The following is a 24286-nucleotide window of genomic DNA, read 5'->3' as shown; positions in this document are numbered from 1 at the left end:
ATGACGGCGAAAACGGCCATAGAACTGCGCGACATATCCAAGGCGTACGGTCCCGAAGGCAATCGGGAATACGCCCTGCGCAACGCGACCCTGGACGTGGTCCAGGGAGAGGTGCTCATGCTCATGGGGCCTTCCGGCAGCGGCAAGACCACGCTGCTGTCCATCATGGGCTGCATTCTCAAAGCCACTTCCGGCTCCCTGAGCGTCGCAGGCCGGGACGTGTCCGGTCTCTCGCAACAGGCCCTGGGCAAGATTCGGCTCGACAACATCGGGTACATTTTTCAGGAATACAATTTATTCCCCACCCTCAACGTCCTGGAAAACGTCATGGTCGCCCTGGACCTGCGGGGCTATTCCCGCAGCCAGGCGAGGGAAACGGCCATGAAGACCCTGGCCGACGTGGGGCTGGACGACAAAGCCGCCGTCAAGCCCGCCACAATGAGCGGCGGGCAGAAACAGCGGCTGGCCATCGCCCGCGCCCTGGCCGGATCGCCCAAGGTCATCCTTGCGGACGAGCCCACGGCCGCGTTGGACTCCGTCAACGGCCAGCAGGTCATGGACTTGATGCATTCCCTGGCAAAACGGGGCGACCGTGCGGTGGTCGTGGTAACGCACGACCCGAGGACTATCGACTTCGCCGACCGCATCGTGACCATCGAGGACGGCCGACTGTACCCACAGCCCCATGACGGGGCAAAGGCTCCCGAGAGGAAATCATGAGAATAGTATTGCTGCTTCTGGCTATCACCATCGCCGCCTCGGTCTTCGTGGTCCAAAAGTCGCCGCAATGGCTCTCGGACTACCTGCCGGACATAGGCGGCGCGACCTCGAACATGGCCGCCGCCCCGCCGCTTGATGACAGCGCCCCATGGGTCGCGGCCTACGGACGCGTCGAACCGGCCAGCGAAGAGCGCGAGCTGTCGTTCGAAATCGGCGGCGTGATCGAATCCGTGCCTGTCGAGGAGGACGAACACATCTCCAAGGGGCAGCCCCTCGCCTTTCTGCGCGACGACCAGTATGTCGCCAGGCTGGCCACGGCCAAGGCGTCCGCCCAGGCCAAGAAGGCATACTACGACAAGCTGGTTGCCGGCGCGCGCAAGGAAGAGAAAAGCGAGGCCCAGTCCGTGGTCCAGCGGACCAAATCGGTCATGGTCAACGCCCGGAACGAGATGAACCGGCGCAAAGAGCTGCTTTCCAAGAAACTCATCGCCAAGGAAGAGGTCGACCGGGCAAGCAAGGACTTCCTGGTGGCGGAAAAGCAATACGAGGAAGCCGTCCAGCGTATGCTCGTCACCCGAAACCAGTCGCGCAAGGAAGACATCCTCATGGCCTGGGCCGAATACCAGGCCGCCGTCCAGGGCGCTCTTGAAGCCGAGGCCCAGCTCGACCAGTCTGTGCTCCGCTCGCCCATAGACGGCATCGTCCTGAAACGGCACCGGCTCCCCGGAGAACACGTATCGGTATTCCTGGACACGCCGGTCATGACCGTGGCCGACGTCAGCCGCTTCAACGTCCGGGCCGAACTGGACAAAAAGTTCGTCACCTACGTCCGCGCCGGGCAGGAGGCGTTCTTCACCAGCGAGGCGTTCGGAGACGAACGGATCAAGGGCCGGGTGCTGCGCAAGGCGGGCACCATGCAGTTGACCGACATCCCGCCCCGGACGCCCGGCGAAAAGGTGGATAAGATCGTACTCGAAGTCATCATCGAGCTGGAACCCAGAGAGGGCATGGTCACGGGACTGACCGGCGACGTCTTCATCCTGACGGACAAGGCCGCCGGGTCCGAATTCTCCTCCATCGTCAACGAATAATCAGGATTCGCCATGACGCCGCTTCTCGCCCGCATACTGCCCTTCTGTCTGTACATGGCCTTCATCGCCGTTCCTGAAATCGGAATGCGTTCCGGCCTGTTCGAGATTTCCGCCGACACCGGGGCATCCCTGTACCCGCTCAAGATAGCCTTGGTCGGACTGTCCCTGCTCCTGCTCCGCAAATGGTACAACGAAATGCGTCTCGCAGACCTGAAGCGCGCCGGGCATACCGCCCTGAGCGTCGGGTTGGGAGCCGTCATATTCATCCTGTGGATCAACCTCGACCAGCCTTTCGCCACCACCGGCGCGCCGCAGGGGTTCGATCCCAACATCTTCGGGGACATGCGCCTGCCCATGATCGCCGCCCGACTCTTCGGAGCCGCCGTGATCGTTCCGATCATGGAGGAACTCTTCTGGCGTTCCTTCCTGACCCGCTACCTGGTGAACAAGGACTTCACGGCCGTCCGGCACGGCACCTTCACCGTTTTCACCTTCGTGTCCACATCCATACTGTTCGGTCTGGAGCACCACCTGTGGCTGGCCGGAATCCTGGCGGGCGCGGCCTACAATTTCCTCTACATGCGCACCGGCAGCATCATGCAATGCACCCTGTCGCACGGCGTGACCAACTTCCTGCTCGGCATCTACGTCATCGCCACGGGGCAATGGCTTTTCTGGTAGCAGCCACCCCTTCCCGGCACGCATCGCCATCAAATGCAGCTCTAACGACAAAAAACAGGGCCACGGTTTTCGTGGCCCTGTTCCAACAAGCTGTTTTTTTTGGGGGACTATTTCATTAACGTCAGGAAGGGGAAGAGTCAGGAGTTGAAAGTCGCTTCGCGGCGATTGTCGGGTGATTTCGCCTCCGGCGGGCAAGGGTTCGCACCCTTGCATCCCTATAAACGCCTTCGGCGTAAACTTTTTCGCTCTGCGGTGCTCTGGGAAACTCTATAGGTCCCGTCTTTTAGCCGCTAAGGGTCGCCTCAATCCGCCTTGAAGGACGACAGAGGCTTGCGGTAGGTCCCGTACTTGATGCGCGGTCCGAACCCCACTCGGAAGAAAAGCACCGGATAACCCGCCAGGAAGCCGGGAAAACACTCCTCGGCCGCAGCCCAAGAACGCCCCAACAGCTTCCGGTGAGCGGGAGAGAAAGACTCCTCGCCTTCCAACAGCCAACGCAAGCGGAACAACGCGGGAGCCGCAGCGGGCTGGAACCGTATGCCGTAATGGGTGAAGGTCAGCCAGGCCCTTTCCAACGCCCTGCCCGCCATGAAAAGCGACTCGACGTCCGGCGACTGCGCGCTGACCAGACCTACGCCTCCCGAACAGCGAATGCCCTTGGCCGAATGCGCGGCCACGCCACGCGCGGCGCCAAGCGCGTTGAGCGTATTCATGACCGGCCACGGTTTGGTCGCCTTGAGAAAGAGGTTGCCCATCCGCCCGGCCTCCAGGTTGTCGATCGGCAACCCGTCCCGGGTTTCCTCGGCGTCCTTGCGGCTGAATCGGATCATGGCGTTCAGGTGTTCATGAAGCCCGCGATGCTCGGTTCGAATCCGGTCGGCAAGGTACACCGACCCAGCGAAGGTTTTCAGGCTGTCGGCCCCGGAAATCCATTGCAGCCGGACGCCGGAAAAACGCTCCACGGCCTCCCGTACATGATCCCACACACCGTCCGAAACCGGCTTCTTGCGATAAAATTTGCGATTGGTGCAACGCTGCCAGATGGCGTCGTGCAACACGGGTTCGCGGACCTCCCGCCCTTCATTCAGGGTAAGCGCGGCCAGAGGCGTCACGCCGAGGCCGTCCTCCGGGGCAAATTCCACCTCCGGCTCCAGACCGCAGGCCTGCGCCGCCAGGGTCATGTTCTCCATTGCCGCGCCGCAGGCCACGATGGAAGCGGCCTGCCGAACGTTGAAGAAGCTCTCGTCCACCCCCTTGTCGAGCAGAAGGGATATCCGGCCGTCTTCCGCCGAGAACCGCCACGGCTGGCAGTTATCGCCGGAGGGAGCCTGCATCCCGGCCCGGATGACATACTCGCGCACAGCGGCCGCGCCGTCGGCAACGAGGTCCGGCTGGGGAGGCTTGACCGGCCCGATGATCTTGTTCCGATCCAACAGATAATTCTTGGATATCCACAGCTTCAGCCGCTGCACAGGATTGCGGTTGCCCATCCGCAACCGTCCCCGGACAAGCTTGCGAACGTAGGGATCGAACTGAAGGTAATGCGGAACGGGCTTCACGCCCTTGCGGTCCAGCAGCAGCCGCAACGCCTCGGTAACGGCCAGCGAAGCGCAGAGCTGGCAGGCGCAGCCCAGGGACGGCCCGCGCTTGTCCAGAAGATCCACGAAATCCATGTCGACGTAGCGGAAATGGGTGGCCCGGGGAGACAGGCCCATGGCGAACTTGAGAATCCGCTCAATGTACGTGTCCTCCTCCCGGATGTCGAAGTACTCGTCAAAGCCCATGCCGTCCGGTGTGAAGACCAGCAGGGCCGAACTGAACCCCATGGGGCCTGCGGTAATTACCGGAATGCCTTTTTCCAGGGCCTTCTTGAACACCATTCGCCGCACTTCGAAAACGAAAAAGTCCAGGCCGTCCAGAACCAGGTCCGCCCCGTCCAGGAAGGCGTCCACATTGGCCTCGGTCACGCCTTCCTCGAAGACCTCCAGAGACAGATGCGGATTGACCCCAAGGACGTTCTCCTTCATGACGCGGAGCTTTTCCCGTCCGAACGCGGGGACCGTGGCCCCATACTGGCGGTTGACGTTGACCGTGTCGAAGCGGTCGAAATCGGCCAGCTTGAAACCGCCCACGCCGCTGCGGGCCAGGGTAATCAGATGTCCGCCGCCCACGCCCCCCAGCCCGGCCACGGCAACCACGGAGCGTTGCAGCCGGTTCTGGTCGTTGGCGTCGAGCAGGCCGAGATTCCGACAAAAGGCGGCCTCTTGATAGGCGTTGTGCGAGGCAATATGAAACAAGTCGAGCTTATGTCGCAATTCGGAGGTATCCAAAACGATATCCTTTTTCGGGCAGGGGAGAGAATCGGCAGGCATCAGGCCCTATGCGTAAAATGCCTCATGGTACAAGAGCTTGAACTGGTCGAGCTGCTCGGCCGTCAAGCCGTCCAGTATTTCCGGACGAAGCGACAGGAAGTAACGCAGATTTTCCGGACTCAGGGGCTTGTTTCGTTCCACCGGCTGAAGGATATGCGGCGCGAGAATCGAATTGTTCACCCGCGTGAAGAACCCATAGAGGTTTGTATCGAAATCCGACTGGCCGTAGGCCTCGAACATGGCGTCATTGTAATCGCGGAAAGAGATGCGCAATGCCACGGCCGGGGCGTTTACCCCCTTGTACCAGCGCTCTTCGCCGAAATCCTGAAACAAAAAGATGTCCTTGTAAAAGCGTACGTGCTTGGGATTGACCATGATGCACATGTCGTCCACGCCCGTCAAATGCGCGTAGTTGAACAAGGCCTTGGACAGGTAGACAACAAGGTTGGACCAGCGCCGACGGCGGGGAGTCGCCAGGGCACCTATCTCGGCGACCTTGCGGCCTTGGGCGCGCAGGGCGTCGATCTCCTGCTTGTACAGACTGTCCATGGGCAGGCCGAACGCCTCACTGTCGATATAAAAAGACATGGTCGAGATAACGGTCAGGTATTCCTTGAAGATGAAGGCGCACGTAGTGGGCAGAAGGCTGAACACGCTGTAAGACATCTCCGAGGGATGATCCTCGGCGATATAATTAGTTCCCCGATAAACGGAGTAGACCGTCTTGAAAGCCTGCTCCAGCTCTTCCTTGGTCTCAGCGATCTTGATACTGGGTTTTTCCAGTCCTTCCAGCTTGCTGTCGATCAGGGAAGACCTTCGGATGCGTAAGGTTCTGCGGCGCTCGACTCCGTTTAGCAAATTGTTCTCGCCTTTTTCTTTTTCTGGCATTGTTTTCCATATAGCACAGACAAAGAAATGTTGTCTACGCAATATAGCTTTGTAACATTGCGTCCACCATCGAAGCCGCCTCGGAGTTGTGCCCCTCGAACACCCCGACCATCGTCATGTCCCGATCCACCTTGTGGCGCAGCCGTTTACAGTAGAACGACACCGTCTGGGACAATTGAGGGACAGTGAAAAAAACTTCGAAGTACAAGGAATCAGCCAGCTTTTCGCCCATTTCCGGAGAAACGTCCCTGAAGGAAATCCGAAGACCGCCCCGGGAGATGTCATCCACAACCACAGGATAGCTGCGCATCTCCCTGTCGGAAAACTTTACGCAAGATATCGCCGGAATTGACACATCCACCCGGGGATGCTTCCGCCGATCCTTACCGCTCAGTGTCCAGTCTCGACTCACGAAATCCTTCAGGCTTCCCTCGACAATACTTAAGACATACTGGGAACAATCAACGCCTTCCTCTCTAGCCATGCGCTTGAGTGCCTGAAAACTCTCCCGATTCATGTCGAAACACACTTTAACCAAATCAGACATCATTTTCGCTACCTTGACCTAACTTGCAGTGTGCGGGGCGGTCCCACCCCGGAGCCCCCTTCCAATATCGCAACAATTTTAGATTTTTTTGCAATAAACATACCGTGAAAAAAGGCTCGAAGGCCTTCCTTTCCATTCAGTTCGGACAAAACAGAACCCGGGAAATAATCCCGACTGATCCGTCCAAAATTAGTTGCATCATACTAATGAACTACGGAAACGCCTCCGCCGCCCCCAGCAAATGGAGAAAAATTGTTCCGGCGTCTTTCGCGGCGTACGCGCGCGCCAAACTTTTGCGAAGATGAAACGGATGTGTCCCGAAATCCGACAAAGTGCGGCAAAAGGGATACGGCTGGAAGCGTGCCGCAGCCTTCGTGACTACGAGGACGGTTCGCGTGAAAAACGCGCTGGAAAAGAGACGCGGGTGTTCATGACGCCGAGCGGGCCGGCGGGCGACGAAATGAAGGGACGAAGGCCCTTTACATGAGGAAACGCTGAATGTCCGGGGAACCTTCGCCGTCGCCGGAGACCTCGACGCCGACCTCAACCGGGTCGTCCAGAACGATGCGCCGGGGGAGACACTCCAATGTCACCACGGACGCCTCGATCATGAAGGTCACGCTCAATCCTTCGATCTGTTTGAGCATACCGGCAAAAACGTGTCCCTTGTCCGCAAATTCCAGAAGCATTCCCTTCAGGGAGATATTCCTGATCTCGACCGGGAAGGCCATGATCTCACCACTGGCCTTCACCACCTGGACAAGCCCGGGAGCCACGAACGATTTCCGAGGAAAACTTCGTTTTTCCTGGAAATCCGCAGCACCCGCCGACTCGTCGCGCCCGAGAAGGTTCTCAAGCCGATCGATAATCTCCTTGAGGGCGGCTCCGTCCTTGACGGCCACATGCATGCGTTTGCTGGTCCTGTAACTGTACATACAAATTTAGAAGCAAAATTCACGCCACAAAAGCGTGGTGGGCGGTGATAAAAAGAGATGGGCTGGCGGCATCCCGTCAACTTTTCTTGAGGGACAGATTGTGCTTGCTCAGCAGTTCGTAAAGCCGGGCTCTGGAAAGGCCGGAAAGCTTGCACGCCATGGCGACGGAAGAGTCGCTCAACTGGACAAGCCGCTGAAGATACGCCTGCTCCATGGCGTCCACGGCTTCCTGCCTGGCCGCCTTCATGGCCGGAAATTCTTCCAGGGTCGAAGGGAGAAAATACGGCATCGGCGGGGCGGAGCATTCCTGCTGCGATTCCTCATTTTCCCCCATATCCTGGAAAACGCGGCGCATACGCAATTGCTGGGGAAGATGGTAGATGTTCAGGTAGTTGGAAAAACGGGCCTTCTGCAACGAAACGTGAAGGACGTTGACCAGCTCGCGAACGTTGCCGGGCCAATCGTAGAGCCGCAGGGTCTCAATGAACTGCGGGTCCACTTCCTTCTCCTCCATATCGTTCTCCTTGCAGAGAATGGGAAGATAGTGGCGGGTCAGCAGTTCGACATCGCCGTTGCGCTCGCGCAGGGGCGGCAGTTCGATAATATTCGTCTGGAGCCGGTAATAAAGGTCGCGACGGAACTCGCCCCGCGCCACCATTTCTTCGAGATTCCGGTTGGTTGCCGCCACCAGTCGAAAGTCGCTGTAGATTTCCTTGCTAGAACTGAGCGGACGGAACGTCTTTTCCTGCAGGACCCGAAGCAGGGATTTCTGGATGCCCAGGTCGAGATCGCCGATTTCGTCCAGAAAAAGCGTACCGCCATGGGCCAGGTGGAACAGCCCCTTACGGTCCTGATCGGCACCGGTAAAGGAGCCCTTGGCATGGCCGAACAGCAGGCTTTCCGCCAGGGTCGAGGGCAGATTGGTGCAATCCACCACGATATACCGATTGTCCTTGCGGTCGCTGTTGTTATGCAGCGCGCGGGCGAAAAGCTCCTTTCCGGTCCCGGTCTCACCGGTGATGAGCACGTTGCCGCTGGCTTTGGCGGAGATGGCGAGCCGTTCGAGGCACTGATTGAGGGCCTTGCTGTCGCCGATGATCTCCTCGCGGATAAGGGGACTGGACTCATTCTTCTGGCGGGCCTTGAGCCGAAGCAGGTTCTGAATGACGGAGCGGAAACGCTCCTCCTTGATGGGCTTGACCAGGTAGTCCTTGACCCCGGCGGCAAACGCCTCGGAAATACAGTCGGAATCCGACTCCCCGGTGAGCATGACTATGTCCACTTCGGGGTTCAGTTCGGTCAGACGCGGGATGTGCATGAGCCCGCTTCCTTCATGCAGATTGAGATCGAGGAAGATGATGTCGAAATGGCTGGTCTTGAGCAGGGTGAAGCCTTCTATCCCGGAATACACGCAGTGGCAATCGTAGCCCATCTTCTTGATGATGGACTCGATGGCGGCGCACTGAAACGGATCATCGTCGATCAGCAGTATTTTCCCTACGGACGGCTCCACTCTGGCACTCCCTGCTTGGCCTGCCTAAGAATCAAACGACTGACCGAAAGCCTGAACAAAAGTAATGCATTCTATACAAAGCAACTTTTTTGCTGTCCACAGAAAATTTCCCAGCTCCATTTTCCCAGGACAAGTCGCGCCCCGGGGTCAATAAGAAACAAGCACTCACATTAAAGATACCCCCCTCGGACATTTTTTCAAGACTTTCCGTAAGAAAAAAACGGCATCGATAACCTGCGGTCCCGGCACACGAAAACAATTGGACAAACCATTAATCCTGCAAATCGCAATCCATCCAGCCCACATCGAAATGGGCCGCGCCGAAATACACGATCCGAAAGCACGGGCGCGAACGGTATCCGAAGCCGGAAGCCAGCGATGTGGCCCACGCCAAATACGCGACTCATTATTATTTTCATATAGAGCTCCCCGCACCGGGAGCCATCCCCGGCCGTCCATGCCGGACTGCGGTTTTCACACCATTTCGCCACAGGAAATGTCATTTTTCCCGACATGTTGTCGGTCTCTCTTACACTCCCGCCATTCAAACCGCTCGGGGCTGTCCCCGGGGTATCCCCCGCATTGAAGGCGTTTTGCGAAAGGCTCGTCACGGCCAACTCGGATCACCCGGCGTTTCACCACCAGCCGTCCGGGAGATGATAGCAATTATCGGTTGCGCCTTTACAGTCGTTCGTGAATACTTAGTTAAATCGAAACGACCAACCCACATCCGTGAAAGGAGCCATATCATGGTAGAAAGAACCGGAATCATAACCATTGAAGGAAACCCGCTGACCCTGGTGGGCCCTGAAATCAAAGTCGGCGACACCGCTCCCGACTTTACCGTGGCCGCCAACGACATGACCCCCGCCACCCTGGCCGACTTCTCCGGCAAGGTGCTCGTCATCGCCTCGGTGCCCTCCCTGGACACCCCCGTCTGCGACGTGGAGACCCGCCGCTTCAACAACGAAGCCTCGGCGCTGGGCGACGACGTGAAGATACTGACCATCAGCATGGACCTGCCCTTTGCCCAGGCCCGCTGGTGCGGCGCGGCCGGGATCGAGGCCGTGCAGACCCTGTCCGATCACGCCCAGGCATCCTTCGGCGAGAATTGGGGCACGCTCATCAAGGAACTCCGCCTCCTGGCCCGCGCCGTCTTCGTCGTAGGCAAGGACGGCAAGATCGCCTACGCCCAATATGTGAGCGAAGTCACCGAGGAACCCGATTACGAAGCCGCCCTCAAGGCGGTCCGCGAACTGATCGGATAACCACGCCCGGCACGACCGCATCCAACAACGGCCCGGGGGTTCGCCTCCGGGCCGTTTTGCATATTCGACGCGAGGGATATTTCCGGAAAGGCTTTTTTATCGACAATATGTTTATTCCGCGCGCCGGAAATGGCATGAAGAAACCGATAGCTGCCGCGTCACCATGCGCGGGGCAACTTTCGGCAACCAGCAAAGGAGAAAACGATCATGTCCCTGCAATCCGTACTGGACGGCACCGCCGCTTTTCTGGAGCATCTCGGCCTGAACGAAGAGCCGTTCGGCATCCATTACACCGACACCAAACCGGAAAACGCATACGGCCCCAAAAAGGGAACCCCCATTTCACGCGAGCTGGAGGACAAAGGCGAAGTGGATTTCCAGGCGCTCATGAGCACTTTTTCCTGCGTCATGGGCAACATATGGCTGGCCCGGAAAAAGCACGGGGCGGCGTTCATCTCCCCGGAGGAATACGGTTGCATGGGCGGAGCGTACTACTGTTCGATGATGAAGCCGCATCTCAGGTTCATCGAACATTACGTGTCCACCGGATACGACGGCTCACCAGTGCACGGCGAGCGGTACATGCCCAATCCCGACGCCATGCGGGCATTCATGCTCAAGGTGAATCCCCGCGAGGCCCCGGCCAAATATTGCGTGTTCAAGCCGCTGTCGCAGTTCACCGATGACGATCAACCGGAATTCGTCATCTTCTTCGCCCGGCCCGAGGTTTTGACCGGGCTGTTCACTCACACGGTCTTCACCACAGGCGACATGGAATGCGTGGTCTCCCCCTTCGGAGCGGGCTGCACCAACATGGTAGGCTGGCCGCTCTACTACAAGGAGCAGGGCCTGGAAAAAGCCGTCATGGGCGGCCTGGACCCGTCGGCCAGAAAATTCATGAAGACCGACGAGATGACCTTCACGGTTTCCCTGGAGCTGTACGAGAAAATGCTGGCCGCCCTGCCCGAGTCCATGTTCTCCGTGGACGGCGCCTGGAGACAGGTCCGCAAAAAGGTTGAACGGAGCGCAAAGACCTGGGGCGAAACCGAATAGTCTCGCCCGACGCCAACAACATGAAGGGGCCCGGACAATCAGTCCGGGCCCCTTGTTCTTTTTGCGCCGAAACCGGGCGGCTGAAGCGCCCATTGCGGCAGCGCCGCAGCGGATGAGGAGGACGGCCCCGGCTCGGAAGGCGAAAGCCGGGGCCGCCGGGACCAGGCCTGAGCCTACAGTTTGCCCAGGATGGTTTCGGCCCAGGCCGTGGCTTCGTTCAAATCGGGATCGCCATCAATTTTCAGGGGGTCGCCGACAATGTCGGCGCCAAGCGCCTCGACCCTTTCCTCAAGGGCGTCAACCGCGCCGCAGAAGTGCTCGTAGGAGGAATCGCCGCAGCCGAACACCGCGACTTTCCGGCCTCCCAGCCCGGCCTTGTCGAGATTGTCGTAGACCTGCACGAAATCGTCCTGCAACTCGATCTCGTCGTCCCCCCAGGTCGATGAACCGAGAAAAACGGCGTCGAACCCGTCGGCCATATTCTCCACCACCACATCGGCGGCGTTCCGAATCTCCACGTTCAGGCCGTTCTTTTCGAGAAATTTGCCGATGGCGTCGGAGACGCTCTCGGTATTGCCGGTGGTGGAGCCGTAAACGATCAAAACCTTGCTCATGATGATTTCCTTACTGTGTTGAAGTTGCTGCGGGGCGGACATGCCGCCGTACGGCCCTGAAACGGGCCCGCGTACAGTTCGCTGAACGGGAATGAATCATGCGCACCGTTTCGAGTCCTCCGGCAAACGGAGGACCACCCGACGCCGAGGGGAACCTCGGCTGAATGAAAGATTGGGGGTTGAACGCGTTCATCCTGTTTTTTCCTATTGATCGCGAGGACCCGGGTCATCATCCCCGCAGCAGGAACCGGCGTCCCGCCTGGCGGCGCAATCGCCGGAGCAGCCGCAGCCGCAACCGCCCTTGGCCCTGAGCTGATTGCGCACCTTCACGAGGACGAAAAGCCCTGCGGCGGCTATGATGATGACGGCAATGACGGTATCCATGATTTCCTCCGGTTGATTTTGCTGCGCGGCGACGGGGTTTCGGCGGACCGCCGCTCCCCGGAGGAGCCAACGCAACCCTGCGCGCCGACGGCTTCGGGAAATTGGGGCGCGGCGGCGGACAACACCACCGCGCCCACGGAACGACTCATCCAGGCAGTAATGAGCGTCCTTACTTCATATCCTCGGCCTTGACCCAAATCACGGCGTCCTGGCTGAGTTCCTTGCCGTTGTGCTCGGTGTCCGGTCCCACGCCCAGGGCTGCGAAACCCCACCATCCGGCCTTGGGAATGCCGAAGGTAATGTAGCCGCCTGCGTCGGTGAATATGGTCTGGGTGACGAAGCTGTCGTGGGGGTACTTCACTGAGGCCCCGGCGGGCATGGCGTTGGCCTTCAGGTCGGGCATGTGGCTCATGTACTCGACTTCAACCTCTGCGCCCGCGACGGGCTTGCCGTTGGACAGGACCTGAGCCTTGAAAACGTTTCCGGTCCACACGGCGTAAGGTTTGATGAGGGGGACGATCTCGCAGGGCAGACCGACAGGCTCGGCCCAATTGCCGGGGATGCCGCCCACGTTCATGACCAGCTTGGCGATCTGCTGCATGTAGACGCCCTCTTCCTCCTCGAAATAATATCCCGGCTTCATGACGAAAACGTAATCACCCATGGAGCGCATTTCCTTTTTGGGAACGAGCGCGGAAAAGGCCTTGTTGGAGGACTCGGGGTTCTTCCAGGTGATTTCCTTGACGTACGGCATCAGGTCCACCTTCTTGGGGGCAGCGTCGCCGCGTTGCTTGAGAACGTAGAATTCCTCCACGCCGCCCATGTCCATGGTGTGACCGGCCTCGGCCGGATGGGTGAAGACGATGCGCATATCCACGTCCTGCCCCGCGTCGAGTGCTATTTCAGGGGTATACACAACCATGAAATGAGCCAGGGCGGTGCCGGTGATCATCAGCACGCTCAGGGCGGCCAGCAGGGGAATGAAACGTTTTTTCATCAAATGCTCCTCAAAGTTGAAATTGACTCTTATTCTCATTAATCGGCTTTAAAAAGCGCAGACGAACACGATGCCCGCCTGCGCAGCATTTCCTATTCCACGATGTCGGCGCCGTTGATCTGGACCTTATGGCCCTCACCGGCGTCGAACATGACCGAGTACGCGCTCTCCGGCTTCTTGAAGGTGCACTCGCTGTCTTCATTCATCTTGGTCTCCAGGACGCTTTTGCCGTCGCCGTCGGTAACGTGGATGTTCACGCCGGCAGCGGACGAGCCGTCGGAGAATCCACCCTCGCAGGTGACGGTCCCGTCACCGTTGTCGAAGCAGCTCATGAGCGGGCTGTGGGCGAAGGCCTGTCCGGAAAAGGCCACCATGGCGGCCAGGGTCAATGCGATCATCAGTTTTTTCATTATATACTCCTCCTTAAGAGCAATTTTCCTTGCACGATGCGTTGATGAGAGGGGCCACTTCCTTTTCCTCGGGAGTGGGAATCAGGGCCATGACCAGGGTCGCGGCCACGCACAGGCCGTAGAAGGCCCACATGGTCTGGAACCCGCTCAACCCCAAGGCCTTGCCGCCGGTAAAGACCAGGCTGGCCACGAACAGGCCGAGCAAGGTCTGATAGGCGATGGAGAAGAGCATCCATTTGGTGGAATTCGACTGGTGGCGAACCATGATCGAAGTAGGCACGCAGGGCGGATACAGGGCCATGAAGAGCATCAGCGCCAGGGCGTGGAGGGCCGTGAACCCGGCCTCGCCCGCTTTCATGGATTCCTGCACTGTCTGGCCGCCGTCGATGCCGTAGATGGAGCCGAGGGTGGCCGCGGAGTTCTCCTTGGCCGCAAAGGCCGAGAGCAGCGCGATGTTGATGCGCCAGTTGAACCCGGCCCACTGGGTGACGGGTTCAAGCGCCCTCCCCATGATGCCGAGGAAGCTGGTCTCGAACCGTTCGGCGCGGGCCTCGCGGCGCACCGTCTTGCGCACCCGGTCGACCTTCTTGAGCGCCTTGTTCAGGGCTTTGCCGTCCTTGCCCACGCGTTTGACCACGGCGTAGTAGACGGGATTTTCGGCCTCGAACCGCCCGTTGACGACATCGGATTCCGCTTGATCCGTTATGCCCTGCTTGGCGCGTTTGAGGGATTCGTCGAAGAGGATGATGGGCAGCACGTCGCCCGCTGCGATCCGCCCCTGGTATCCGGTCTTGCCCACCTCGGCCATGAAGGCGCTCACGGCCTCGTCTTCCTGCGACTGATAGTATGCGCGGCGGCTTTCGGTCAGGCCGGGATAGTTGATGAGCGCGAAGACCACCACGGCCACGGCCGCGACCACGGTGACGATCTTCTTGAGGAAGAGCCAGACGCGCTCGAAGGCCCGACGCAGCACGCCGGTGACGGTGGGCAGATGATACGGGGGCATCTCCATGATGAACGGCGCGCTCGGCTGCTTCTTGAGCACGGTCATGGTCAGCAGCTTGGCCACGGGCAGGGCCATGAACAACGTCACCGTGGCGATGAAGAACATGGCCAAGCCGCCGGTATCCGCGAAGTACGCGCCTATGAGAATGAGATACAGCGGCACCTTGGCCAGGCAGTTCATCATGGGCACGATCATGATCGTGGCCAGGCGCGCCCTCTCGTCCGGGATGGCCTTGGTGGCCATGACGCCGGGGATGGCGCAGCCGCCCACGTACACGCCGCCGAGAATCATGGGCAGCGTGGATTGGCCGTGCAGCCCGAAGCGGCGGAAGAGCCGGTCGAGGATGAAGGCCATGCGCGGCATGTACCCGCTGTCCTCCAGGACGGCGATGAGGGCGAACAGCAGCAGGAAGATGGGCAGATAATTGAGGATGGCCGTGGTGGATTTGACCACCCACAGGCCCAGCGCGCGCAGGAGCGGATCGTCGATGAACCCGGCCGCGGGCAGGACGTCCGCCGCGAAGTTCTCCACCGCGCCCCACAGGGGCCAGACCTGAAGGGCCAGCCAGTTCCCGAAGACAATGGCCACCTGATAGAGGACCATGAGAATGGCCACCAGAATGAGCGGTCCGAGAAAACGGTTGCAGACATACCTGTCCGCGAGGTCGGACATGGACCGCCTGCCGTCGGCCGGGATGGACACGGTTTCACCGGCTATGCGGGCGCACAGGCCATGCCGGGTGAAGGCGACATGCCGCTCTGCGGCGTTGGCGCTCTCCTCGCGGAACCGGTCCCGGCAAGCGCCGACCAGCGCCATGACCCGTTCGGCGTCGGGATGCGTGTGGGCGAGCATCTCCGCCGCCCCTTCGTCGTTCTCCAGCAGCTTGATGGCGAACCAACGGACCGGGTAGCGAATGCTGAGCACCGAATCGGCGCGCAACATTTCTTCCAGCTCGACGATATACGGCTCCATGGGCCCGTAGTCGATGCGAAAACCATTCTCGCGCGACGGTGCGGCGGCCAGGGACTCGACCGCTTCCCGCAAGGCCTCCCGCCCTTCCCCCTTCTTGGCTTTGGTGGGGACCACCGGGACACCGAGAATCTCCTGCAACCTGTCGACGTAGATCGTCTGTCCGCGCCGTTCGGCCACATCCATCATATTGAGATTGAGGATGACGGGAGCCTCCATCTCCAGCAACTGAACGAGGAGATACAGGTTTCGTTTGAGATTCGAGGCGTCGGCCACGTCTATGACCACGTCCGGATTGTCCCCGAGCAGGAAATCGCGGGCCACGCGCTCCTCAAGGGAATACGACGTCAGGCTGTAGGTGCCCGGAAGGTCCACCAGCTCCACACGGCCGCCTCCGGCAGTATAGACGCCGGTCTTCTTCTCCACGGTCACGCCGGGGTAATTGGCGACATGCTGCCGCGCCCCGGTGAGCAGGTTGAAGACCGTCGATTTACCGCAATTGGGCTGCCCCGACAGGGCGACCAGCAAATTCCGCGATCCCATTACAGCTTTACCTCGATATGCTTGGCCTCGCTGTGCCGTATGGAGACATGGTAGCCGTCGAGCCTCAGCTCCACGGGGTCCACCAGCGGCGCGTTGCGGACTATTTCGATCCGCGCGCCGGGATAGAACCCCAGATCCATCAACCGCTGTCCGAGCGAGCCGTCCGCCGTCAGGTCGGCCATGGTGCAGGCCGTCCCGGGCGTGAGTTCATCCAATGTCATGATTGCCCTCCATGATACGGTGGTTGCGGCGGCGCGCCCTCAGGCGACGACCACCTTCTCGGCAATGCCCCGCTCCACCATGACGCGGCTCTGGCCCACGCTCACGAGCATGGGGCCGAACCCGTTGCTGAGCACGTCGACCTCCACACCGGGGATGATCCCCAGCGACTCCAGCCTGGTTCTCGCCCTGACTCCGGCGTCAACGGCGACGATCAAGGCGATTTCCCCTTCCGCCAAAGACTTGAGCGTTCTGCCTGCTGCCATCTTTCCACCTCTTTTGTGCAACCAGAGGTTGCAATTGATAATGAATTTCGGTATCAGTGATATGCCTTGAGACGATCATGGTCAACAAAAACAACATGTTGAAACATCGTCTCAATAAGCCGCCGCCAAATGCGGCTTTAGGCCAGTCAATTGAGACTGAAAGTCAATTGCACAACAAAACATGTCCGTTTCAGCGGACAGCGAACAGGAAAAATGCAGGAAGCGCTCAACTCGTTCAAAAAATACCTGACACTCAACAACCTCAAGCTGACCAGGCAAAGGTTGTTGATTTTCCGGTATTTCATGAGCGACATAGGACAGTTGAACCCCGAAGGGCTGCTCAAGGGGGTGCAGGGACTGGACAAGACCATCAGCCGGTCCACCGTGTACCGGACGGTCAAGCACCTCCACAACGCGGGCATTGCGCGGTGCATCCACCGCAGCGACGGCGTTACCTGCTACGAACCCATGGGAGACCAGTCATGCAGGATGATCTGCGAACGGTGCGGCAAGACCGTTCCGGTCCGGAATCCCTATCTAGAATGCCTGCAACAGGAGACGGCCCGCCAGCAGGGGTTCACCCTCTTCCGCTACCAGAACACCCTCTACGGACTGTGCCCGGACTGTGCCGAAAGCATGGGGCAAGCGGCGGGTCCGGAAACAAACAACGAAAACCGGAGGTTGAAGAAATGACCTACAGACGAGGAATCAACAGCAAGTACGGAGCAAAGAATTTCCTGCAACGCGGACTGCGGTCCATGTTCCCCAACTACGAGGGGGACGGCGGGGAAAACTCCGGGACGGTCCCGGTGGACACGGAAAAGGACAGAAAACGCGACAGGGAAAGATAGGCCGGAAGAAAGGGCCCCGAAGGCTTTAGCTTTCGGGGCCCTTTCTTCCGGGACGGGCGGGGCTACTCGCCGGATGCGCAGTCCGGGCACAGGCCGTAGAGATACATCCTGTGACGGCTCAAGGTGAAGCCGTGCGCCCTGGCCACCTCTTCCTGCCGTTCCTCGATGACCGGATCGAAAATCTCCACCTTCCGCTTGCATTTGAGACAGATGAGGTGGTCGTGATGCGAGCGTCCGTAGGCGCGTTCGTACAGAACGCCGCCGTCCGGGCTCTCGATGGTGTCGGCGAGCCCGGACTCGATGAGCAATTTCAGAGTGCGGTACACGGTGGCCTGCCCGATTTCCGGCGACTTCGCCCGGACAAGCTCGCACAGGCGGTCCGCGGGAATATGCCCTCCCGTTTCCAGGAAGGTCTGGACAATGGCCATGCGCTGCGGGGTCATGCTCAACCCCGCCTCTCCAAGATAGTTTTGAAAAACCTGTTCAGCGGATATCGACATAAGCAATAACGAAACTCATTTTCATTTTCAATGCAAGCCTAAAATCCGGCCCTAGGCAAAAAAAATGCGATCGACCGGCGACGGTGCAGCCCGATCCCCATCTCCGCGCCCCAGCCCTTCCCTCGTATTATGCCGATTCCCCCGCTCCACCATACCGGAATCGAAATGCAAACAGAGGCTTGCCAAGGCGGTCGTCTTTGTATATCAATGAATCTTGATATATTGATATTCAGACAGACAAGAAGCCGGACAAGGAGACGGAAACCCGTCCCGCCCAAGCCGCCGGAGACATGCGGAGCACATCAACCCTCAACCGGGCCGGAGACGCACCTCCCCCACCATGGACAAGGATACGCAATGAAGATCATCGACCGCATACGGAACACGGACCGCTTTCTCTCCCTCGAATTCTTCCCTCCCAAGGAACGGGAGCAATGGCCGCGTTTCTTCGGCCAGGTGGACCGGCTGGCCGGACTCGATCCCCTGTTCGTCTCGGTCACCTATGGAGCCGGGGGCACGTTCCAGGACAACACGCTTGAAATCGCCGCGGACGTGCACCGCCGTTTCGGCCTTGAGACCATGGCGCACCTGACCTGCGTCGGGGCGAAGAAAAAAGGCATAGCCGAATACCTCGATCGGCTGCGTGACGCGGGCATCAACAACATCCTGGCCCTGCGCGGCGACATGCCGGGCGGCGGCGGAACCGATGTTTGGAAAGAGTTCCGCCACGCCTCGAACCTGGTCGAATTCGTCAAGGAGGGATGGCCGGAAATCGGCGTGGCCACGGCGTGCTACCCCGACGCCCATCCGGAGTCCCCGTCCATCGACGACGACCTGCGCTGGACCTGCCACAAGTTCAACGCGGGATCGGACTTCGCCGTGACCCAGTTGTTTTTCGACGTGCGCCGGTACCGCGACCTGGTCCGCAGGCTGGAATCCAGGGGCATCCGCAACCCGATCGTTCCCGGCGTGCTGCCGGTGTTGAACATGCAGTCCCTCAACCGTATCCTCGCCCTGTGCGGGGCGAACATTCCGCTCAAGCTCTATCTCGAATTGCAGGAAGCCAACGAGAGCGGCGGAGACAAGGCCGTGCGCCGCAAGGGAATCGAAATCGCCCGGCGGCAGATCAAGGAGCTGCTGGAGCTTGGTGCCCCAGGCATTCATTTGTATTCATTGAATAATGCCGACGTATGCCTGGACATCCTGACGGATCTTCCGGAGCTCGATGGCTGACGCGGGACCGCAGCCCCGGCGAATACGGCCTTGCGCTTCGTCGGGGCTTCGGCTAGTTTCTTTCCTTCAAGATGTCCTTCAGGTGGCCCTCGCGCCATAACAGGGAATCCGGTGTGAAGCCGGAGCGGTCCCGCCGCTGTGATCCCCTAAGAAGGCCCGGTCCAACAAGCCACTGCCGAGAGGCGGGAAGGCGGCCCGGGCGGGGAGAGCCAGAAGACCTGCCTGAAGCGTTTCCTGCCGGATACGGTTCGCGGAAACCGTATGTGGACAAGAAAGTTTTCACCCGACAACCGTCGCCGGGTGCGCGGTTCCGCCGCGACACCATTCATCGGCGGCAGATGCAGGCGGTTTCACCGCAGCGCAGCCGTGCCGCGCGTTTTTCCGCGTCGCCTGCAAGAGACATACATGCCCAGCAAAATCCTCAAACGAGACGGATGCATCGAGACCTGGTCCACCAAACGGATCGGGGCCGCCATATTCAAGGCCCTTCAGGGGAGCGGCATCAAGGACCCGCTGCTCGCCGACCGGCTCGCCGGAAAGGTCGAAAAGAAACTCAAGGACGTGGACATTCCCGAACAGGAACAGGTTCAGGACATGGTCCAGGAAGTCCTCATGGAGGCGCGCCTGTACAAGGTGGCCGAGCGGTACATCATCTACCGCGAAAAACGGCGCGAACTGCGCTCCCAGAACGAGGCGTTCCTGGACATCGCCGGAGTGACCGACAGCTATCTGGAGAACCTCGACTGGCGGGTCAACGAGAACTCGAACATGACCCACTCCTTCCAGGGGCTCATCCTGCACATGGCTGGCTCCGTCCAGGCCCGCTACATGCTTGAAAAGTATCCGGAGGAAGTGCGCCTGGCGCACACCCACGGCTATTTCCATATCCACGACCTCTCCTTCGGCCTGGCCGGATACTGCTCCGGCTGGTCCCTGCGCGACCTCCTGCTCGAAGGATTCAACCTGCGCGACCGCTGCTCGTCCACTCCGGCCAAGCACTTCGACGCGGCCTGCGGCCAAATGGTCAACTTCCTCGGCACGCTCCAGAACGAATGGGCCGGAGCGCAGGCGTTCAACAACGTCGACACCTATCTCGCCCCGTTCATCCGCAACGACGGCCTGGACTATCATGACGTCAAGCAGCAGATCCAGAAGCTGCTCCACAACCTCAACGCCACTTCGCGCTGGGGCGGACAGTCGCCGTTCACCAACTTCACCTTCGACTTCGTGCCGCCCTCGCACATCGCCAAGGAAGCGGTCATCATCGGCGGCAAGCTGCAGGACTCCACCTACGGCGAATACGCCGAGGAAATGGCCATGATAAACCGGGCGTTCCTGGAGGTCATGCTCGAAGGCGACGCGGACGGCCGCATCTTCTCCTTCCCCATCCCCACGTACAACGTGACCAAGGACTTCCCCTGGGATTCCGAGGAAGGCAAGCTGCTGCTCAAGATGACCGCCAAATACGGCGCGCCCTACTTCCAGAACTTCATCAATTCGGACCTCAATCCCGAGGACGTGCGCTCCATGTGCTGCCGACTGCAAATGGACCTGCGCGAAATCCGCAAGAAGACCGGCGGCCTGTTCGGCGCGGGCGACCTGACCGGCTCCGTGGGCGTGGTCACCCTGAACCTGCCCAAGCTGGCCTACCTGGCCCACAACGAAGAGGACTTCATGGACCTGGTCACCGAGTACGCCCGACTGGCCTCGGAATCCCTGGAGTTCAAGCGCAAGGTGGTCCAGAAGAATCTGGACGCGGGCATGTTCCCGTTCTCCCGGCGCTACCTCAAGAACGGATTCAAGGGCCACTTCTCGACCATCGGTCTCATCGGCGGACACGAGGCGTGCATGAACCTGCTCGGCAAGGGCCTGGAAACCCGGTCCGGGTCCCAGCTCATGCAGCGGACGCTCCAGCTCCTGCGCCGGCTGGTTGTCGAATTCCAGGAAGAGACCGGCAATCTGTACAACCTTGAGGCCACCCCCGGCGAGGGTACCTGCTACCGGCTGGCCAAGATCGACCGCGAGCTCTACTCCGATATCTATACCTCCGGCGACGAGACCCCGTACTACACCAACTCCACCCTGCTGCCCGTGGGCATCAGCTCCGACGTCTTCTTCGCCCTGGAGCACCAGAACGGGTTGCAGACCCTGTACAACGGCGGCACGGTCTTCCACACCTTCCTGGGCGAGGCTGCCCCGAACGAGGAGAGCGTGAAGAACTTCCTGCTCAAGGCCATGAGCAAGACCAAGATCCCGTATATCTCGGTCACGCCGACCTTCTCCGTCTGCGAGGACCACGGCTACCTCTACGGCGAGCACTTCCACTGCCCGACCTGCGACAAGGAAACCGAGGTCTACACACGCGTGGTCGGCTACTACCGTCCCGTGGGCCGCTGGAACAAGGGCAAACAGGAAGAGTACAAGGACCGCATCGAATACTCCCAGAAAACCTTCTGCCAGCCCGCCTAAGGGGGCCACGGGTCATCAATGATACTCGACGCCAACCAGCTCGCCTCCATCAGGCAGCACAACGACGAGCAACTGCGACGGGGAAACCGCGCCCAGCACGGGTACCCCGCCCAGACCGTGCAGGACCTCCTGCACACCATTGAGGCCCTCCGGAAGGAAAAAAAGAAGTGGAAGAAGCTGGCCCAGGACCGTGGCAAGGCGCTCAAGACCATCAGCGACATCGCGTCCGGCTAGCGCATGGGGCCGCCCGGCCCCTCCCCTGCCGTCACCCCGGCTTCTCACCGCACGCAAACAAGGCCCGGAAGGATATCCTTCCGGGCCTCTTTTTCACCCAGCCACGGTGCCCCTCCATTCGCCTCTCAAATGCACAACGTCGCATCTGTTCACAATTTCTTCTTGCTACGTTTTTTTAAAAGTTATACATCTCTCGCATACTAACTTTTTAAAAATATGGTTGTTAGAGGTATGAAAAAAATCAATTCGATCTTCGCGACGTCGTTCATCCTGCTTCTGCTGACATCCTCCCCGACCCTGGCCGCCCAGCTCGGCCTTGAATGGACTCCGCGCATGGAAGCGGCCGACACTGCCCTGAAAAACGCCATGGAGACCCTTGCGGTCCAACCGGACGCGCCGGGGTTCATGGTCCTGACCAATGCGGGCTATGGACAGGCGGACGGAGCCTCGACCGAGCCGTTCCTGGACGTGATCGCGCAGGCGACCGGCAGGACGCCAGGCACCCGGACCCTGCTCCAGGTGAACACCTCTTGCGCCGAACCTCTCTGGTTCTCCGTTTTCCGCAAGGACACCATGTCCGCCGTGTTCATCAAGCTGGGCAAAGACGGATTTCTCAGCCAGCAGCTCAATCTGGCCCCGGACTCCCTGTTCCGGCCTGAAGGATGGGCCGGGACGGGCAAGGGACTGATCGGCAGCAGGCTGTTCTCGGTCGCTTCCATCTCCTTGGCCTGGTCGGCGGACGCCCCGTGGCCCATGCTCAAGGGCGCGGAGCTGCACGACCACTTCTGCCCCGGCCTGAACGCCGGATTCATCGCCAAGGCGTATCTCGACCGGAATCTGCCGCTCGGTCCCGGCGACGCCTATGTCTTCGTGGGCGCACCGCCCATCTGCGCCATGGACGCCCTGCAATCCGCCTTCGGAGCGACCATGGGCAAGCACGGCTCCTATTCCATGCAAGTCCCGGACAAGGCCGCGAAGTTGGCCGCTGACGGCGTGGCCCCGGTGCTTATCGCCATGCGCGTGAACAAAAAGAAGGACGTCTGCGAGGGGGTGTTCCTGGGTTTCGACTGGGCCAAATCCGAATCCTTCACCGGCGTGACGAACGCGGACCGCTCCCCTTCCGGCGGCAAGAGCAACCCGCTCTTCTACATCTCCCGCGTCAAGATGTCCTGGAAGCTGGCCCAGATGGACATGAACGACAAACTGAATTGCATCAAGGACCTCGGCCGCTTTGACGGCCCCGCCGCCCTGGCCGCCAAGGTCACTGCGGCTGGCGCCGACCCATATGCGGCGGCCTTGGCCCGATAACCTCCCGCACCTACGCGCCGCCTCACCGGACCTCGGCGGCCGCCCCCCGAATCGGGCCGACACCTCCACCCGATTCAACAAGAAAGGCTTGGAAGGATATCCTTCCAAGCCTTTCATGCGTCCGGCGCAAAATACCGCCGTCCGTTCAGGAGAAACCGTAATGATGTGGAAGCGCCCGGCTAGGGGGACCGGGCGCTTCCTTAACCTCGGGAGGAGGTCTGGTTCGCTAATCGTTGTATTCGTCGACCAGTTTCTTGAGCCGCGCGAAAACCGCGGGATCAAGCTTGAGATCGACGGGCAGCGGGTACTCGCGGCCGGTGTTTTCATATTTCGGCTGACCCATCCGGTGGTATTCGAGAATTTCGTATTCCACCTTGTCTCCGGGAAGGGTCTTGAGAAACTCGATGACCGCGGCGATGTCTTCCTCGGTGTCGTTGAAGCCCGGAATGACAGGGGTCCGCACGCGGATTTTCAGGGTCGGATAGTCCTCTCGAATGTGCCGGAGGTTCCGCAGGATGCGCTCGTTGGGCTGGGAGGTGAACGCCTTGTGTTTCTCGGAATTCATCGATTTGACGTCGAACATCAGCGTGTTGACGTACTGGAGCGCTTCCTTGAAATCTTCATAACGCGCCGCGCCGCAGGACTCGACAGCGGTGTTCAGGTGGCGGTTGCGCGCCTCGCGCAGCAGGGCCGTGGCGAATTCGGGCTGCTGGAACGGCTCGCCGCCGGACAAGGTCAGTCCGCCGCCGGAGCGCGCATAGAACATCTCGTCCTCTTCCACGCGCTTGAGCGCCTTGTCCACGGTCGTTTCTTCGCCGTAGGTAATCAGCGCCCCGGCCGGACAGGCCTCGGTGCAATGCAGGCAGCCGGTGCAGATGTCGCGATCGATGTCGATCTTGCCGTCCTCGCCTTCCGTGATGGCGCAGGCACCGCAGACCTCGGTGCAGCGGACGCATTTTTCAAGGCCCAGACACTTGTTCCGGTTGTAGGCGAGCTCCGGTTGCGGCAGCTGGGATTCGGGATTGCTGCACCACTTGCAGCGAAGGGGACACCCCTTGAGGAAGACGATGGTGCGGATACCGGGACCATCGTGAACCGAATACTTCTGGATGGAGAAAACGGTACCCGCAACTTTCTTGTCGAGAAGGGAGCTCATTTTTTATCCTTTTTGGCTTTGGCGGCTGGAAAGGTGACGAGGGCGGCCCGGTGGGCCGC

The 24286-nt window shown here is 60.0% G+C and carries 25 protein-coding genes and 1 riboswitch; of the genes, 11 read left to right on the top strand and 14 right to left on the bottom strand.

Features of this window, described 5'->3' with window-relative positions:
* The 3 genes from PSN43_RS05000 to PSN43_RS04990 are packed head-to-tail and all read left to right on the top strand — an operon-like array spanning position 1 to position 2492.
* Positions 1–720 (top strand): ABC transporter ATP-binding protein, encoded by a 720-nt coding sequence (locus PSN43_RS05000; RefSeq protein WP_272699612.1) that lies wholly within the window; start codon positions 1–3, stop codon positions 718–720.
* Positions 717–1811 carry an HlyD family secretion protein gene (locus PSN43_RS04995; protein WP_272699611.1) on the top strand — a complete coding sequence of 365 codons (1095 nt, stop codon included), beginning with the start codon at positions 717–719 and terminating at the stop codon, positions 1809–1811. The genes PSN43_RS05000 and PSN43_RS04995 overlap by 4 nt, the downstream gene beginning before the upstream one ends.
* A gap of 12 nt (positions 1812–1823) precedes the next feature.
* Positions 1824–2492, top strand: coding sequence for a CAAX prenyl protease-related protein (locus PSN43_RS04990; protein ID WP_272699610.1), 669 nt, complete (start codon positions 1824–1826; stop codon positions 2490–2492).
* A gap of 302 nt (positions 2493–2794) precedes the next feature.
* Here the strand turns inward: PSN43_RS04990 and PSN43_RS04985 are convergent, their stop codons facing one another.
* The 5 genes from PSN43_RS04985 to PSN43_RS04965 all read right to left on the bottom strand — a co-directional run bounded on the left by PSN43_RS04985 (position 2795) and on the right by PSN43_RS04965 (position 8747).
* Positions 2795–4807, bottom strand: a complete 2013-nt coding sequence (locus PSN43_RS04985) for a ThiF family adenylyltransferase (protein WP_272699609.1) — start codon at positions 4805–4807, stop codon at positions 2795–2797.
* Positions 4808–4870: 63 nt separating this feature from the next.
* On the bottom strand, positions 4871–5752 hold the full coding sequence (locus PSN43_RS04980; protein WP_272699608.1) for an N-acyl amino acid synthase FeeM domain-containing protein: 882 nt from the start codon (positions 5750–5752) through the stop codon (positions 4871–4873).
* Positions 5753–5786: 34 nt separating this feature from the next.
* Positions 5787–6302, bottom strand: a complete 516-nt coding sequence (locus tag PSN43_RS04975; RefSeq protein WP_272699607.1) for a PilZ domain-containing protein — start codon at positions 6300–6302, stop codon at positions 5787–5789.
* Between the two features lie 476 nt (positions 6303–6778).
* Positions 6779–7234, bottom strand: coding sequence for a hypothetical protein (locus PSN43_RS04970; RefSeq protein WP_272699606.1), 456 nt, complete (start codon positions 7232–7234; stop codon positions 6779–6781).
* A 76-nt stretch (positions 7235–7310) separates the two neighbouring features.
* Positions 7311–8747: a sigma-54-dependent transcriptional regulator gene (locus tag PSN43_RS04965; RefSeq protein ID WP_272699605.1), complete on the bottom strand. Its 1437-nt coding sequence runs from the start codon at positions 8745–8747 to the stop codon at positions 7311–7313.
* Positions 8748–9496: 749 nt separating this feature from the next.
* Between PSN43_RS04965 and tpx the strand changes: the two genes are divergently transcribed.
* Positions 9497–10015, top strand: a complete 519-nt coding sequence (gene tpx / locus PSN43_RS04960) for a thiol peroxidase (protein ID WP_272699604.1) — start codon at positions 9497–9499, stop codon at positions 10013–10015.
* A gap of 207 nt (positions 10016–10222) precedes the next feature.
* On the top strand, positions 10223–11068 hold the full coding sequence (locus PSN43_RS04955) for a DUF169 domain-containing protein (RefSeq protein WP_272699603.1): 846 nt from the start codon (positions 10223–10225) through the stop codon (positions 11066–11068).
* Positions 11069–11241: 173 nt separating this feature from the next.
* Here the strand turns inward: PSN43_RS04955 and PSN43_RS04950 are convergent, their stop codons facing one another.
* The 7 genes from PSN43_RS04950 to PSN43_RS04920 all read right to left on the bottom strand — a co-directional run bounded on the left by PSN43_RS04950 (position 11242) and on the right by PSN43_RS04920 (position 16476).
* Positions 11242–11682 (bottom strand): flavodoxin, encoded by a 441-nt coding sequence (locus tag PSN43_RS04950; protein ID WP_272699602.1) that lies wholly within the window; start codon positions 11680–11682, stop codon positions 11242–11244.
* Positions 11683–11886: 204 nt separating this feature from the next.
* Positions 11887–12066, bottom strand: a complete 180-nt coding sequence (locus PSN43_RS04945) for a FeoB-associated Cys-rich membrane protein (RefSeq protein ID WP_272699601.1) — start codon at positions 12064–12066, stop codon at positions 11887–11889.
* A gap of 169 nt (positions 12067–12235) precedes the next feature.
* The gene (locus PSN43_RS04940; RefSeq protein WP_272699600.1) at positions 12236–13063 is read right to left on the bottom strand and encodes a DUF4198 domain-containing protein; all 828 of its coding nucleotides are present in this window, start codon (positions 13061–13063) and stop codon (positions 12236–12238) included.
* A gap of 92 nt (positions 13064–13155) precedes the next feature.
* Complete coding sequence (locus tag PSN43_RS04935) at positions 13156–13473, bottom strand: hypothetical protein (RefSeq protein ID WP_272699599.1); 318 nt, start codon at positions 13471–13473, stop codon at positions 13156–13158.
* A gap of 13 nt (positions 13474–13486) precedes the next feature.
* Entirely contained in the window at positions 13487–15991 is a 2505-nt protein-coding gene (gene feoB / locus PSN43_RS04930; RefSeq protein ID WP_272699598.1) for a ferrous iron transport protein B, read from the bottom strand.
* Entirely contained in the window at positions 15991–16212 is a 222-nt protein-coding gene (locus PSN43_RS04925; protein ID WP_272699597.1) for a FeoA family protein, read from the bottom strand. The genes feoB and PSN43_RS04925 overlap by 1 nt, the downstream gene beginning before the upstream one ends.
* 39 nt (positions 16213–16251) lie before the next feature.
* Entirely contained in the window at positions 16252–16476 is a 225-nt protein-coding gene (locus PSN43_RS04920) for a FeoA family protein (RefSeq protein ID WP_272699596.1), read from the bottom strand.
* A 213-nt stretch (positions 16477–16689) separates the two neighbouring features.
* On the opposite strand from PSN43_RS04920, the gene PSN43_RS04915 reads away from it, so the two are divergent.
* On the top strand, positions 16690–17169 hold the full coding sequence (locus PSN43_RS04915; protein WP_272699595.1) for a Fur family transcriptional regulator: 480 nt from the start codon (positions 16690–16692) through the stop codon (positions 17167–17169).
* Positions 17166–17327 carry a hypothetical protein gene (locus PSN43_RS04910; RefSeq protein ID WP_272699594.1) on the top strand — a complete coding sequence of 54 codons (162 nt, stop codon included), beginning with the start codon at positions 17166–17168 and terminating at the stop codon, positions 17325–17327. The genes PSN43_RS04915 and PSN43_RS04910 overlap by 4 nt, the downstream gene beginning before the upstream one ends.
* 62 nt (positions 17328–17389) lie before the next feature.
* Here PSN43_RS04910 and PSN43_RS04905 read toward each other — a convergent pair whose 3' ends face one another.
* The gene (locus tag PSN43_RS04905; RefSeq protein WP_272699593.1) at positions 17390–17827 is read right to left on the bottom strand and encodes a Fur family transcriptional regulator; all 438 of its coding nucleotides are present in this window, start codon (positions 17825–17827) and stop codon (positions 17390–17392) included.
* A 357-nt stretch (positions 17828–18184) separates the two neighbouring features.
* Between PSN43_RS04905 and PSN43_RS04900 the strand changes: the two genes are divergently transcribed.
* From PSN43_RS04900 to PSN43_RS04885, 4 genes are all read left to right on the top strand, one after another.
* A complete protein-coding gene (locus tag PSN43_RS04900) occupies positions 18185–19060 on the top strand; it encodes a methylenetetrahydrofolate reductase (RefSeq protein ID WP_272699592.1) in 876 nt (291 codons plus the stop codon).
* Between the two features lie 63 nt (positions 19061–19123).
* Positions 19124–19300, top strand: a riboswitch (cobalamin riboswitch).
* A gap of 165 nt (positions 19301–19465) precedes the next feature.
* The gene (locus PSN43_RS04895) at positions 19466–21529 is read left to right on the top strand and encodes a ribonucleoside triphosphate reductase (protein WP_272699591.1); all 2064 of its coding nucleotides are present in this window, start codon (positions 19466–19468) and stop codon (positions 21527–21529) included.
* A gap of 18 nt (positions 21530–21547) precedes the next feature.
* Positions 21548–21763 carry a hypothetical protein gene (locus tag PSN43_RS04890; RefSeq protein WP_272699590.1) on the top strand — a complete coding sequence of 72 codons (216 nt, stop codon included), beginning with the start codon at positions 21548–21550 and terminating at the stop codon, positions 21761–21763.
* Positions 21764–21994: 231 nt separating this feature from the next.
* Complete coding sequence (locus tag PSN43_RS04885; protein WP_272699589.1) at positions 21995–23071, top strand: FmdE family protein; 1077 nt, start codon at positions 21995–21997, stop codon at positions 23069–23071.
* Positions 23072–23297: 226 nt separating this feature from the next.
* Here PSN43_RS04885 and hpsH read toward each other — a convergent pair whose 3' ends face one another.
* Positions 23298–24227 carry a (2S)-3-sulfopropanediol dehydratase activating enzyme gene (gene hpsH / locus PSN43_RS04880; protein ID WP_272699588.1) on the bottom strand — a complete coding sequence of 310 codons (930 nt, stop codon included), beginning with the start codon at positions 24225–24227 and terminating at the stop codon, positions 23298–23300.
* Between the last annotated feature and the right edge of the window lie 59 nt (positions 24228–24286).

It is taken from the genome of Desulfovibrio sp. Fe33 (genome assembly GCF_028532725.1).
In the GTDB taxonomy this organism is placed as follows: domain Bacteria; phylum Desulfobacterota; class Desulfovibrionia; order Desulfovibrionales; family Desulfovibrionaceae; genus Pseudodesulfovibrio.
Note: the sequence above shows the minus strand (reverse complement) of the source record. Positions and strands in the feature narration are given on the sequence as shown.